Consider the following 13555-nt stretch of genomic DNA (forward strand, 5'->3'; position numbering starts at 1 on the left):
GGGTTTACCCACATACCCCCGTGTAGCCGCAGTTGGTGCAAAACTGGCAGCCGTCTTTTTTGATCACCCGGTGCAGATGGCATTCCGGACATTCGCTGCCCTGCAGCACCGGAGCAGCCGGCACGGGAGTGACGGCAGCGCTGGGGTCGGTTTCGGCCTGCACCACGCCCATTTGCTCGATCGGCATGCCCTGCTCGTCCAGAATGCCCAGCATGGCGTAACGATGAATCAGCAAACGGGCGATATAGGCTTCGGTGGAAGGGAAGGCGCGGGATTTTTCGCTGCCAGGTTCCCGTGCCAGGAAATCGCCCTGAGGTTCGGCGTATCGCATCAGCTTGCGCAGCTTCATGCTGATCCAGGCCGGATCGACGATCCGCATGTCCAGGCTGAGCAGTTTGAACAGGCCCTCGAAGGCCCTGGGGAATTTTCCGGCGCCCCAGACGGAATACGGTCGGGTCGAGCCGTCCGGCATGCGCAGTTCCTTGACCATCAGGACGAAATCGTCTCCGGTGACGGGGTTCAGCACATCGCAGATCCAGCCCATGGTGCCGTCGGTCCCCGTTTTGGGTTCGCGTGGCGCGATCAGGGCGTCCATCATGGCCGACGAGGCGTCCGCCTGGGCGGCGATGCCCAGTGTGCGGTGCCGGAAGGCCACCAATCGGGCCAGCGCCGCAACGGTGGATGGCATCCAGACGGATTCGCCAGTTTCCGGGTCGATGATCGGGAAATCCGCGCCGCCATTGGTGCGGGCCAAGACTTCCAGCTTGCGGTTCAACCAGGGGAAATCGTCGGTGTACATGTCCAGGCTGAGCATTTTCGCCACGGAACCCAGCCCGCGTGGGGGCCGCGCGCCATTGACCCAGATTTCAAAAGGCCGGTTCTGCAGGTCGGACACGAATACCACGAAGCTGCCTTCGGCGGTTTCGATGGCGTCGGACGCCCAGCACGACGCGCCGCGCGGCAAGCGGGGACGGTTAGGCCAGCGCAGGCTGTTCAGGACCGGTTCGATGGTGCGCTTGAGCACCAGACGGCGATCGGCTTCAGACAAGGAGATGGCTTCAGGCTGCGCCGGGGCGCCGGCGGTCGGCGCCACCGACAGCACGGCGCCGCGCTTGCCGCTGGGGCGATAGGTCGTGATGCCCTTCAGGCCCAGCTTCCAGGCCTGCAGATACAGATCCTTGAAGTCGTCGTAGGGATAGTCCACCGCCACGTTGACCGTTTTGGAAATCGCCGCATCGACGTGGTCTTTGACCGCCGCGACCATCAAGGCGTGATCCTGGGCGGAGATTTCCAGCGCCGTGCGGAACGCCGGCGGCAACTGCCCCGAGACGTCTCCGCCCATCAGGCGGTACAAGCGGTAAGCGTGATCCTCGACCGCATAATCCTGCTTGCTGCCGTCGGCCATGCGCTTGGTGCGGGTATAGGTCCAGGAAAACGGCGGTTCGATGCCATTGGATGCATTGTCGGCAAAGGCCAGGGAAATCGTGCCGGTGGGGGCGATCGAGGTCAAATGGCTGTTGCGGATGCCGTGTTCTGCGATCGAGGCCCGGATGTCTTCCGGCAGGCGCTGAGCGAAGCCGCTTTGCAGGTAGTCGCGCGCGACAAACCCCGGAAAGGCGCCCTTTTCCTGCGCCAGGGCCGACGATGCGCGATAGGCCGCATGCGCGACCTCGCGGGCGAAACGCGCCGCCATGCTGCGCGCCGGGTCGCTGTCATAGGCCAGCCCCAGCATAATCAGGGCGTCGCCCAGACCGGTGACGCCCAGCCCCACCCGGCGCTTTTGGGCGGCTTCGGCAGCCTGCTCGGCCAGGGGCCAGACGGTGGCGTCCAGCACATTGTCCAGCATCCGGATCGCGACGCCGGTGACTTCCGCCAGGCCGTCCCAATCGACGTCCGCTTCGCCTTGCAGGCCAAAGGGGTTGCGCACGAAACGGGTCAGATCGATGGAACCCAGGCAGCAGCAGCCATAGCCGGGCAGCGGCTGTTCACCGCACGGATTGGTGGCGTCCAGCGTTTCCATGTAATGCAGATTGTTTTCGCGATTGATCTGATCATGGAACAGCACGCCGGGTTCAGCGTAGTCGTAGGTCGACTGCATGATCAGGTCCCAGAGCTCGCGAGCGCGGATCTCGCGGTAGACCCATAGGCCGTCCTGACGCTGATAGGCGCCTGCGTCCTTGATGTCCCGGCTAGGTTCGGCTGGGTGCGTCAGGGGAAACAGGGCGTCGGCTTCGACTGCCCGCATGAAGTCGTCGGTGACGCTGACCGAGACGTTGAAATTGGTGAGCTCGCCCGGGGTTTGTTTGGCCCGGATGAAAGCCTCGATATCGGGATGGGTGACGCTCAGGACCCCCATTTGCGCGCCCCGCCGCGCGCCGGCGGACTCGACGGTCTCGCAGGAGCGGTCGAAGACCCGCATATAGGACACCGGCCCCGACGCCTTGGATGCCGTGCCCTTGACCGCGGCCCCTGCCGGCCGGATGTGGCTGAAGTTATAGCCGACCCCGCCGCCTCGGCGCATGGTTTCGGCTGCTTTTTGCAGGGCGTCGTAGATGCCTGGACGCCCGTCGACGGCGCTGGATACGGAATCGCCCACCGGCTGAACGAAGCAGTTGATCAGCGTCGCCGCCAGGTCGGTGCCGGCGGCTGAATTGATCCGCCCGGCAGGGATGAAGCCGCGCTGCTGAGCATCCAGAAATACGGCCTGCCAGTGCTTGCGTTGACGCGGTTTTTCAACGGCTGCCAGCGCCCGTGCGACCCGTTGCTGGATCTCGGTGATCGTGGTTTCACCGCCTTTGGCGTATTTTTCCAGCAGGACTTCTGTGGAAATGGACTGGGGCTCCAGCCCCTGGGTGATCTGCGCACGTTTCATGCTGGCTCCGGGAAATTCAGGGATTCAAGCAAAAACCCTGCGGCAGCCTGTGGCCACGCGCAGGGTTCGATGGACAGCGGTAATCAGTTGGGGGCGCCTGCCACCAGCCATTCGACCACGGTCTTGATGTCGGCATCCGAAATACCGGCATTGGGCGGCATCGGGATCGGGCCGTACTGGCCGCTGCTGCCTTCCTTGATGCTCTTGGTCAGAACGGCGACCGCATCCGCTTGGCCTTTGTGTTTGGCGGCGACTTCTTGGTAGGCGGGACCGATGACTTTTTTATCAACGGTATGGCAGGCCAGACAGGCGTTTTTCGTCAAGATGTCCTTGACTTGAGCATAGTCGGGCGCCGCCACGGCGGTCTGGCCCAGGGCCAACAGGGGAATGCACAAAGCCAGTGCAGACAGTTTCATGAGCGATATCTCCGTACGCAGAAGGTAATGTCAGTTTGCAATCGGCAGCTAGGATAGGCTAGCCGTCGCCGACAGGCAAGCCACTTAAGGAATGCATCCAGATTACACCATAGCTTGGGGTGAAACATAAAAATACTACTATAAATTGTAGGTCTTCCCTTGAACAGACAGGCGACCTATGATGGGAAAGCAGCGCAATCTGGAGAAACGCGATGATCTCGGGCGACATGGCTCCCGAATGGGATGTGGCCAGCTGGTTGAATACCGACAATCCGCTGTCGCTGACCGAGCTGCGAGGATCGGTCGTCGTCGTGCATGCCTTCCAGATGCTGTGCCCAGGCTGCGTGTCGCACGGCATCCCGCAGGCCAAAGCCATCCACCAAGCCTTTCCGCCCGGTCGTGTGCAGGTCATCGGCCTGCACACGGTGTTCGAACACCACGCCGCGATGACCGAAGTCGCCCTAAGAGCCTTTCTGCACGAATACCGGATTCATTTCCCGGTCGGCATCGATCGCGCCGACCCCAAAGGCAATCCCATTCCCCTGACCATGCAGGCCTGGCGCATGCAAGGCACCCCTACCCTCTTCATTCTGGACGAGCAGGGTCGGATTCGCCTGCATCACTTTGGTCAGCTGGACGATCTGCGGGTGGGCGCGGTGATTGGTCAACTGCTGGCGGAAGCGGATGCGACCGCCCCATGAAACCGGCCAGCAGATCGATCGGAATCGGAAACACCAGCGTGGATGACTTATCCCCTGCCACTTGGGTCAGGGTTTCCAGGTAGCGCAGCTGCATGGCAGACGGCTCTCGAGCCAGGGTATTGGCGGCCTCGGCCAGCGCCTGGGCGGCTTGGCGTTCGCCTTCGGCGTGGATGACCTTGGCTCGCCGGTCGCGTTCGGCCTCGGCCTGCCTGGCCATCGCCCGCACCATGGTTTCGTTCAGATCGATATGCTTGATTTCGACGTTGGTGATCTTGATGCCCCAGCCGTCGGTCTGAGCATCCAGAATGGTCTGCACGTCCAGATTCAGCTTTTCGCGCTCGGTCAGCATTTCATCGAGTTCGTGTTTGCCCAGCACGGCCCGCAGCGTCGTCTGCGCCAACTGGCTGGAGGCTTCCAGATAGTGTTCCACCTGAATGATGGCCTTGCTAGGATCCACCACCCGGAAATACACGACCGCATTGACCTGCACCGAGACGTTGTCGCGGGAAATGACATCCTGAGGCGGAATATCCAGTGTCACGACGCGCATGTCCACGCGGACCATCTGCTGCAAAAACGGGATGACGATGATCAGGCCAGGCCCCTTGATGCCGGTGTAGCGCCCCAGGGTGAAGATCACTGCTCGTTCGTATTCGCGCAGAATATGGAAGAGCTTGAACAGCACCAGCAATAGAAAAATCAGTACCAGCAGGCTCATGCCCGAGCCCAGATCCAGAAACATCATGTGGATTCTCCTAAGGAATCATGAGAGGCATCGACGGGTTCCACCCACAGCGTCAGGTCGCGTGCGCGGATGACACGCACCGTCTGTCCCTGTTGCAAAGGAGCTTTGCAACGTATCTGCCAGATTTCGCCGCGCACCAGCGCCCGCCCTCGCCCGCGGGCATCCGGCGGGTCAGTGACTTCGCCCAGCATACCGGGCAGTTCTTCGTTACCGCCCTGTGCCCGGCTGCGATGCGCCTGGATGGCGATCACCACCCCCAGCAGCAGCACCAGAGCCAGCAGACTCAATGCCCAGGCCGATTGAGCACCGAAATAGACCAGCAGCATTCGATCTCCTGCTTGCCGCAGGCCAGAAGCCTGCATGCGTAGCGCCTGTTACGGCGACGTGTCCTTGGCCCGGCGGCGGGCGCGATCCTGCAGCGCCTGCGCCAACACGACGGCCTGATTGTGTTCCGTGTCGCGCGCGCCGTACAGCAGCGTCACGGGACGGCCCTGCGCAGTCGTCAGGATCTCGTCCATCAGACCCAGCGCGGCGTGGGATCGAAGTTCAGCCCGATAGTCGCGCTGAAACTGTTCCCAGCGTTCGGGCTGATGCCCGAACCAGCGGCGCAGTTCGGTGCTGGGCGCCAGATCCTTGCACCACCGATCATGCTGAAAGGATGCTTTGGACAAGCCCCTGGGCCACAATCGGTCCACCAGCACACGCAAGCCGTCGTCGTCAGCCGGCGGCTCGTAGGCACGCTTGATCTGCACAGGGGTGTTCATGGTTCAGCCTTTGCTGGGATGCGTCATATCCAGAGGGACGATCCATTCATCGTACTGCGCATCGGTCAGGAAGCCCAGCGCCAGCGCGGCTTGGCGCAGGGTGCTGTGTTCCTTGTGGGCCTTTTTGGCAATGGCGGCGGCCTTGTCGTAGCCGATATGCCGATTCAGGGCCGTGACCAGCATCAGGTTCTTGTTCAGGTTTTCCTCGATGCGCGGGGTGTTGGGTTCGATCCCCTGGGCGCAGTGCTCGTCAAAGGACAGGCAGGCATCGGCCAGCAGTTCAATGCTTTCCAGCACGTTGTGCACCATGACGGGCTTATAGACGTTCAACTGAAAATTGCCCTGAGACCCGGCAAAGGCGACCGCCGCATCATTGCCGTACACCTGCACGCAGACCATGGTCATGGCTTCGCACTGGGTCGGATTGACCTTGCCCGGCATGATGGACGAACCCGGTTCGTTTTCGGGAATGACCAGTTCGCCGATCCCGCAGCGCGGGCCGCTGGCCAGCCAGCGCACGTCGTTGGCGATTTTCATCAGGGCGCCGGCCAGGGTGCGCAGGGCCGCCGACAGATTGACCAGGGCGTCGTGGGCCGACAGGGCGAAGAATTTGTTTTCAGCGCTGCGGAAAGGCAGACCCGTGATATCGGCGATGCGGGCGGCGGCCAGCTCGCCAAAGCGCGGATGAGCATTCAGGCCGGTGCCGACTGCCGTGCCGCCGATCGCCAAATCATATACGCCGGGCAGCGCCGCCTGGACGGCGTCCAGGGCGAAGTCCAGTTGCGCGACCCAGGCGCTGATCTCCTGCCCCAGGGTGATGGGCGTGGCGTCTTGCAGGTGGGTACGTCCGGTCTTGACGATGTTCTGGTAGGCCTTGGCTTTGGCATCCAGCGTGGCGCGCAACTGGCCGACCGCCGGGAAGAATTTCTGCGCCAGTTCCGTGGCCACCGCAATGTGCATGGCGGTGGGGAAGGTGTCGTTGGACGACTGGCCTCGGTTCACGTGGTCGTTGGGGTGCACGGGGGTCTTGCTGCCGACGACGCCGCCCGCCAGTTCGATCGCGCGATTGGCGATGACTTCGTTGGCATTCATATTGGACTGCGTACCCGAACCGGTCTGAAAGACCACCAGCGGAAATTCCGCATTCAGCTTGCCATCGATGACTTCGTCGGCGGCGCGCACGACCAGATTGCCGATGTCGGCAGGCAATTCACCTAATTCGGCATTGGCCTGGGCCGCCGCCTTTTTCAGCACGCCCAGGGCATGAATGATCGGGGCCTGCCAGCGAAAGCGATCCACGCCAATCGGAAAATTCTGGATGGATCGCTGTGTCTGAGCGCCCCAGTAATGTGCGGTGGGGACCTCGATGGGCCCCATGGAATCGGTTTCGGTGCGGCTGTCTGCCATGATGTGAGACTCCTGTGTCATGTCGATAAAAATCCTTATCCGGGGTAGCTGACCGGCTTGAATAGGCCCGCCCAGACTTTGGCGATGTCCAACATGCGATTGGCAAAGCCCCATTCATTGTCAAACCAGACCAGCAGATTGGCGAAACGCCCGTTGTTCACCCGCGTCTGCCCCAGGTCCAGGATGGCGGAATGCGCATCATGGTTGAAGTCGACCGAAGCATGCGGCTGCCGGGTACAGGCCAGCAAACTGGGACAGGCCTGAGCGGCATCGGCCAACAAGGCATTCAAGGCCTCGACCGATGTGTCCCGAGACAGGTTGACCGTCAGATCGATGGCCGACACGTTCAGGATCGGCACCCGGACGGCCTTGGCCTGGATGCGACCGGACAGCTGAGGCAACAGGCGCTCTACGCCCTGGGCCAGCCCTGTCGTCACCGGCACGATGGACTGCATGGCCGATCGGGTGCGCCGCAGATCGGAATGGTGATAGCCGTCAATCATGGGCTGGTCGTTCATCACCGAATGCAGCGTGGTCAGGAAAGCGCTTTGCACCCCCAGATGGCGGTCCAGCAGGCTGAGCACCGGCACTATGGCATTGGTGGTGCATGATGCCGCCGAGACGATGTGCTGCCCGGCCTGCAGATCGGCATCGTTGATGCCGTGCACGATGGTGCAATCGACATCGGTGGCGCTATGGCCGGGATTCGAAACCAGCAGGCGTCGGCAACCCGCATCCAGAAACCCCTGCAGCTGCTGACGCGTGCCGTAGATGCCGGAGCATTCCAGCACCAGATCCAGGTCTAGCGACGCCCAGGGTACGTCAGCGGGTTCCCGCGCATGGAAAATCCGGATATCCCGTCCTTGGACCCGCAAGCCATCGTCCAGGATCTGCACCTCGCCCGGAAACACTCCGTGCGTGGAATCGAATCGTGTCAGATAGGCCATGGATTCCAGATCAGCCGGTTCGTTGATGGCAACGATCTGGATGGCATCGGGGTCCGCCGATTCCATCCAGGCCCGCAGCACACAGCGCCCGATGCGGCCATAACCGTTGATGGCCAGTCGTAAAGGCAGAGACATGGCTTCCGTGTCAGTGCGTCCTGGGTCGCTCAATCGCAGATTGCTGTTGTCCATCGTGTTCAGCCATGAAAGCCGGCCACCACATTGCGCGGCGCGTCGCGGCAAAAGGCCTCGATGTTGTCGCGCACCTGAGTCGCCATCGCGCGAATGGCTTCCTGGCTGGCCCAGGCCACGTGCGGTGTCAGGATGAAATTGGGAAAGCGCAGGAGTTTCATGATCGGATGATCGGGGCCTGGAGGTTCCTGGGTGGCGACGTCGAAACCCGCGCCGCTGATCTGGCCGCTTTCCAAGGCATGTTCGAGCGCTTGTTCATTGACCAGGCCGCCTCGGGCAGTATTGATCAGCAAGGGCCGGCGTTCCATCAGCGCAAATTCCTCGGCGCCGATCATGCCCCGCGTTTGTTCGTTCAGCGGGCAGTGCAGACTGATGACGTCGCTGGTGCGCAGGAAGTGCGTGAATGATGTGTAGTCGTCCGCCGGCGCTCCGGCATCCCGTCGGGCGGCAAACTGCACGCGCATGTCAAAGGCCCGGGCGATTTCCGCCACAGCTTCGCCCAAAGCGCCCCGCCCGATGATGCCCAGCGTGGCGCCGGCCAGATCGCGCACCGGATAATCGAAATAGCAAAACTGACCGCTGTCGTGCCAACGGCCATCGACCACCGATTGCCGATAGGCCAGCAGATTGCGCCGCAGCGCCAGGATCAGGGAAAACGTATGCTCTGGCACAGTGTGCGCGGCATAGTCGCGCACATTGGACACGATGATGCGGCGCAGGTTGCAGGCATCCAGATCGATGTTGTCGGTGCCAGTGGCGGCCAGCGCGATCATGCGCAGGCGGGGGGCGTGCTGCAGCATGGCCGCAGTCAGGACGACCTTGTTGGTGACGACGATGTCCGCATCCCGGATGCGCTCGACCACCTGTTCGGCGGTGGTGCGCGCATGGACTATCCATTCGTGTGGCACGCTGGGCGCAGGGATATCGATGGATTCAGGGAAGGTGTCGCGATCCAGAAAGACGATACGCAGTGGGTCCATGTGCAGGGCCTTTCAATGAACATGAAGTATTCAGGGAAACCCTAGTCTACTCTAGTCACGCGGTGGTATAACGGGGACGGGTGTTGAACCTCTTACCGAGAATCACATGAAACTTTATTATTTCCCGGGCGCTTGCCCTCTGGTGTCTCATATCGTGCTGGAATGGATAGGCAAACCCTATGAAACCGAGCGCCTGACTCGCGAACAAACCAAGGAACCGGCCTACCTGAAACTGAACCCCGCAGGCGCCGTGCCGACTCTGGTGGACGGTGATTTTGTGCTGACGCAAAGCGCGGCCATCCTGGACTATTTGGCCGAATTGAATCCCGAAGCCAAACTGCTGGGCGACACCCCCCGCGCCCGCGCGGAAACCCGCCGTTGGCTAAGCCTGTGCAATTCCGATATTCACCGAACCTTCAATCTGGTGTTCGCAGCCCCCTATTTCAGCGGCGGCGACGAGGCAGTCGGCAAGGTCCTGATCGCCAAGGCCAGTGAAAAACTGAAAAGCCTGTTCGTTATCACCAACGACCGCCTGAAAGGCCGCAACTGGCTGACGGGCGAACGCTCGGTGGCGGACGCCTATCTGTTCGTCATGCTGATGTGGGCCGACTTCAAGCAGGTCACCCTGCCCGGCATGGAAGAACTGCGCAAATTCCAGCAGCGCATGCAGGCCGACCCAGGAGTCCAGGCAGCGTTGAAAGCGCAGGGATTGATCTGACACCAGCTAACAGCCCGCGCAGCCTTACGGCTGCTCGCTGCTCCCCGAGGGGGCGTTTTTGCCTTGGGGCGGCCCGGCGGAAAAAAATGCCCGGCAAAGCCGGGCATTTCCGTACCTGCAGAGACGGTCAAGCCCCCAGATACGCCTTGCGGACTTCGTCGTTGCTGAGCAGGTTTTCGCCGGTGTCGGCCAGCACGACTTTGCCGGTTTCCAGCACGTAGCCCCGATCAGCCACCTGCAGCGCCTTGTTGGCGTTCTGTTCGACCAGGAACACCGTGACGCCTTCGTCACGAATCGTGCGGATGATGTCGAAGATCTGCGCGATGATCAAAGGCGCCAGCCCCAGCGTGGGTTCGTCCAGCAGCAACAGTTTCGGGCGAGTCATCAGCGCCCGCCCAATAGCCAGCATCTGCTGTTCCCCCCCGGACATGGTGCCGGCTCGCTGGTTGGCGCGTTCCTTCAGCCGTGGAAACAGCTCGAAGATGTGATCCATGCTTTCCGCTGTCTGGGTTTTGTCCAGAAAGAAAGCCCCCATGTTCAGGTTTTCCGCCACGGTCAGGTCCGGAAACACGCGGCGGCCTTCCGGAGAGATCGCGATGCCGCGCTGCATCACGGTATGGGTGGGCTGTTCGGTGATGTCCTCGCCCAGAAAGCTGATGCGCCCCGAGCGAGCCCTGGGGTTGCCGCAGACCGTCATGAGCAAGGTGGTCTTGCCGGCGCCGTTGGCGCCGATCAGGGTGACGATCTCGCCTTGCTTGACTTCGACCGAGACCTCGTTCAAGGCCTGAATGGCGCCGTAGAACGTGCTGACGTTTTCCAGTTTGAGCACGGTTATTCCCCCAGATAAGCTTTGATGACGCGGGGATCCGTGCGGACCTCCTGGGGCAAGCCGGTGGTGATGGGCTTGCCGTGTTCCATGACCAGAATGCGGTCCGAGACTTCCATGATCAGGCTCATGTCGTGCTCGATCAGCAGCACCGCCACGCCGTATTCACGTCGCAGCTGGTCGATCAGCGCCGATAGGTCGCGTTTTTCCTGGGGATTCAGACCGGCAGCCGGTTCGTCCAGCATCAGCAAGCGCGGCTGGGTGATCATGCAGCGGGCGATTTCCAGGCGGCGCTGGTGACCGTAGGCCAGGTTGCCGGCCTCGCGGTTGGCGTACTGGCGGATATCCATGAAATCCAGCCACTGCACCGCACGCTTTTTGGCATCGGCCTCGGAATGCCGGAAAGAAGGCAGCTTCAGCAAGCCCGACAGCAAACCGGTCTGCATCAGCGTGTGCTGGGCCACCAGCAGGTTTTCGAGCGCGGTCAGGTTTTTGAACAGGCGCACGTTCTGAAACGTGCGCACCAGACCATGCCGCGCCACCCGGTGACTGGGCAGACCGGTAATCGATTTGCCATCCATCGTGATGGAGCCTGTCGTGGGCTTGTAGAACCCGCCCACGCAGTTGAACACGGTGGTCTTGCCGGCGCCGTTGGGGCCGATGATGGCAAAGACTTCGTTTTTACGAACTTCGAATGCTACCTGATCGACAGCCAGCAGGCCGCCAAAGCGCATGGTCAGTCCGCTGACTTCCAGCAAAGATTCACTCATGATTCCAATTCCACTTGCGGACGTTTCACCGGCAGCAGGCCCTGCGGGCGCCACACCATCATGACCACCATCACCAGACCGAAGATCAACATGCGATATTCGGCGAATTCCCGGGCGATTTCCGGCACCACCGTCAGCAGCACGGCGGCCAGGATGACCCCCAGCTGCGAACCCATGCCGCCCAGCACCACGATGGCCAGGATCAGAGCCGATTCGATGAAGGTGAAGGATTCCGGGTTGACCAGCCCTTGGCGCGCGGCAAAAAATGCCCCGCCGAAACCTGCGAACATCGCGCCCAGCGTGAAGGCGGACAGCTTGATGTTGCGCGGGTTCAGACCTAGCGATCGGCAGGCGATCTCGTCTTCGCGCAGAGCTTCCCAGGCGCGCCCGATCGGCATGCGGATCAGACGGCTGGTGACGTACAGCGTGATCAGGACCAATATCAAGGCCATGAGATACAGATAGGTCACCACGTCTTGGCTATTGAAAGACCAGCCCATCATCTCGTGGAAAGTCGGGGACCCGTCCACCGAGCGGCGCACCATCTGGTAACCGAAGAACGAGGGCTTGGGAATGCCGGAGATCCCGTCGGGGCCGCCGGTGAAGCCATACAGATTGATCAGCATCAGCCGGATGATCTCGCCAAAGCCCAGCGTGACGATGGCCAGATAGTCGCCGCGCAACCGCAGCACCGGGAAGCCCAGCACGTAACCGAACAAGGCCGACACCATGCCGGCGAACGGCAGAGCTTCCCAGAAGCCCCAGCCCGCCCAGTGATACAGCAGTGCGTAGGTGTAAGCGCCGGTGGCATAGAAGCCCACGAACCCCAGATCCAGCAGACCGGCGAAGCCGACCACGATGTTCAAGCCCAGGCCGAGCATCACGTAGATCAGGACCAGCGTCGCGATATCCACCTGGGCGCGCCCGGTAAAGAACGGCCAGATGACGGCGAAAAGCACCAGCACCAGGATGGCTTTGTGACGCGTCTTGTCAGAGAACGTGGGCAGCGAGAAGCGCGGCGCGGCGCCGGTTTTGCGGCGTTTGATCAGGGGGCGCAGCATCTGGACGGCGAACACCAGCAGCATGCCGCCGATGATCATCTTCCAGTCCGGCTGCAGATAGGTTTCCTGGCCGCGGCGCAGGATCTGCAGACCATAGACGGGCGCGATGATGACGCCCGCCATGATGGCGGCGATCAAGGAATTTTTGAAGTTCTGCATCATCAGACCTTTTCCACCTCGGGTTTACCCAACAGCCCCGTGGGACGGAACATCAGGATGAAGACGAGCAGCAGGAAGGCCACGATGTCCTTGTACTGCGAGGAAATAAAAGCAGCGGCAAAGGTTTCGGCCAGCCCCAGCAGAATCCCGCCCAGCATGGCGCCGGGAATGCTGCCGATGCCGCCCAGCACGGCGGCTGTGAAGGCCTTGATGCCGGCGATGAAACCGATGAAGGGGTTGAGCTTGCCGATGGCCAAGGCGATCAGCACACCGCCCACGGCGGCCAGCATGGCGCCGATCACGAACGTGAGGGAAATGATTCGGCTGGTATCGATGCCCAGCAGGTTGGCCATGTGCAGATCCTGGGAGCAGGCCCGCGAGGCTTGACCGGTACGCGAATATTTGATGAAGAGCGTCAGCCCCAGCATCATCAGCACCGTCACGACGATGATCAGGATGCGCGAATACGGCGCAGTGACCGAGAAATCACTGACGCCGATGGTGAAATCGATCGAACCGCTGATCAAGGCAGGCACTGCCATGTCGCGGGCGCCCTGCCCTGTGGCGACCCAGTTCTGCAGGAAGATCGACATCCCGATGGCGGAAATCAGAGGCACCAGCCGCGGGCTGCTGCGCAAAGGAGCATAGGCGATCTTTTCAACGGCAAAGCCATAGACGGCAGTGACGAGGACCGCGACGATCAGCATGATCAGGATCATCAGGGGTAAAGGCAGGCCACTATTGACCCCGATGGCGGACAGCGTCACTAGGCCGACATAGGCGCCGATCATATAAATTTCGCCGTGCGCGAAATTGATCATGCCGATGATGCCGTAGACCATGGTGTAGCCAATTGCGATCAGCGCATAAATAGCGCCCAGCGACAAGCCGTTAAACAGCTGTTGCGTCAATAAAGGAAGCAAGTCGGACATAATAGCGGGGGACTTTCAGGATGAAGACCGGGCCTGACGGCCCGGTCAGGGAAACAGCCCCGGCGCAT

The 13555-nt window shown here is 61.6% G+C and carries 14 protein-coding genes; 2 read left to right on the plus strand and 12 right to left on the minus strand.

Translation table 11 applies throughout. The annotated features are described in order from the left end of the window. Positions 1 to 4 precede the first annotated feature (4 nt). On the minus strand, positions 5 to 2872 hold the full coding sequence (locus WBF69_RS02030; protein ID WP_424260691.1) for an adenosylcobalamin-dependent ribonucleoside-diphosphate reductase: 2868 nt from the start codon (positions 2870 to 2872) through the stop codon (positions 5 to 7). Between the two features lie 83 nt (positions 2873 to 2955). Beyond that, entirely contained in the window at positions 2956 to 3282 is a 327-nt protein-coding gene (locus tag WBF69_RS02035) for a c-type cytochrome (RefSeq protein WP_424260877.1), read from the minus strand. Between the two features lie 233 nt (positions 3283 to 3515). Here WBF69_RS02035 and WBF69_RS02040 point away from each other — a divergent pair, with 233 nt between their 5' ends. Continuing rightward, entirely contained in the window at positions 3516 to 3989 is a 474-nt protein-coding gene (locus WBF69_RS02040; protein ID WP_424260693.1) for a redoxin domain-containing protein, read from the plus strand. Here WBF69_RS02040 and WBF69_RS02045 read toward each other — a convergent pair. Genes WBF69_RS02045 through WBF69_RS02070 form a run of 6 tightly spaced genes read right to left on the minus strand, consistent with a single transcriptional unit; the run spans position 3874 to position 9021 of the window. Further along, positions 3874 to 4734, minus strand: a complete 861-nt coding sequence (locus tag WBF69_RS02045) for a slipin family protein (RefSeq protein ID WP_424260695.1) — start codon at positions 4732 to 4734, stop codon at positions 3874 to 3876. The two genes, WBF69_RS02040 and WBF69_RS02045, sit on opposite strands and share 116 nt — an antisense overlap. After that, positions 4731 to 5060, minus strand: a complete 330-nt coding sequence (locus tag WBF69_RS02050) for an NfeD family protein (protein WP_424260697.1) — start codon at positions 5058 to 5060, stop codon at positions 4731 to 4733. The genes WBF69_RS02045 and WBF69_RS02050 overlap by 4 nt, the downstream gene beginning before the upstream one ends. Before the next feature lie 48 nt (positions 5061 to 5108). Then, the gene (locus WBF69_RS02055; RefSeq protein ID WP_424260698.1) at positions 5109 to 5498 is read right to left on the minus strand and encodes a DUF488 domain-containing protein; all 390 of its coding nucleotides are present in this window, start codon (positions 5496 to 5498) and stop codon (positions 5109 to 5111) included. 3 nt (positions 5499 to 5501) lie between these two features. After that, positions 5502 to 6905, minus strand: a complete 1404-nt coding sequence (gene fumC, locus WBF69_RS02060) for a class II fumarate hydratase (protein ID WP_424260879.1) — start codon at positions 6903 to 6905, stop codon at positions 5502 to 5504. A gap of 35 nt (positions 6906 to 6940) precedes the next feature. Then, the gene (locus WBF69_RS02065) at positions 6941 to 7987 is read right to left on the minus strand and encodes a type I glyceraldehyde-3-phosphate dehydrogenase (RefSeq protein WP_424260700.1); all 1047 of its coding nucleotides are present in this window, start codon (positions 7985 to 7987) and stop codon (positions 6941 to 6943) included. Positions 7988 to 8046: 59 nt separating this feature from the next. Beyond that, a complete protein-coding gene (locus tag WBF69_RS02070; RefSeq protein ID WP_424260702.1) occupies positions 8047 to 9021 on the minus strand; it encodes a D-2-hydroxyacid dehydrogenase in 975 nt (324 codons plus the stop codon). A gap of 106 nt (positions 9022 to 9127) precedes the next feature. Here WBF69_RS02070 and WBF69_RS02075 point away from each other — a divergent pair, with 106 nt between their 5' ends. Next, positions 9128 to 9739, plus strand: coding sequence for a glutathione S-transferase family protein (locus WBF69_RS02075; RefSeq protein WP_424260704.1), 612 nt, complete (start codon positions 9128 to 9130; stop codon positions 9737 to 9739). A gap of 127 nt (positions 9740 to 9866) precedes the next feature. On the opposite strand, the gene WBF69_RS02080 is transcribed toward WBF69_RS02075, so the two are convergent. From WBF69_RS02080 to livH, 4 genes are read right to left on the minus strand one after another with little or no spacing between them, the layout of a single operon-like run. Beyond that, on the minus strand, positions 9867 to 10568 hold the full coding sequence (locus tag WBF69_RS02080) for an ABC transporter ATP-binding protein (protein ID WP_424260706.1): 702 nt from the start codon (positions 10566 to 10568) through the stop codon (positions 9867 to 9869). A 2-nt stretch (positions 10569 to 10570) separates the two neighbouring features. Beyond that, positions 10571 to 11335 carry a high-affinity branched-chain amino acid ABC transporter ATP-binding protein LivG gene (gene livG / locus WBF69_RS02085; RefSeq protein WP_424260708.1) on the minus strand — a complete coding sequence of 255 codons (765 nt, stop codon included), beginning with the start codon at positions 11333 to 11335 and terminating at the stop codon, positions 10571 to 10573. Beyond that, positions 11332 to 12558 (minus strand): high-affinity branched-chain amino acid ABC transporter permease LivM, encoded by a 1227-nt coding sequence (locus WBF69_RS02090; protein ID WP_424260710.1) that lies wholly within the window; start codon positions 12556 to 12558, stop codon positions 11332 to 11334. The genes livG and WBF69_RS02090 overlap by 4 nt, the downstream gene beginning before the upstream one ends. Then, a complete protein-coding gene (gene livH, locus WBF69_RS02095; RefSeq protein ID WP_424260712.1) occupies positions 12558 to 13487 on the minus strand; it encodes a high-affinity branched-chain amino acid ABC transporter permease LivH in 930 nt (309 codons plus the stop codon). The genes WBF69_RS02090 and livH overlap by 1 nt, the downstream gene beginning before the upstream one ends. Positions 13488 to 13555: the final 68 nt, after the last annotated feature.

This window comes from Castellaniella sp. (genome assembly GCF_049673105.1).
Classification (GTDB): Bacteria; Pseudomonadota; Gammaproteobacteria; order Burkholderiales; family Burkholderiaceae_B; genus Castellaniella.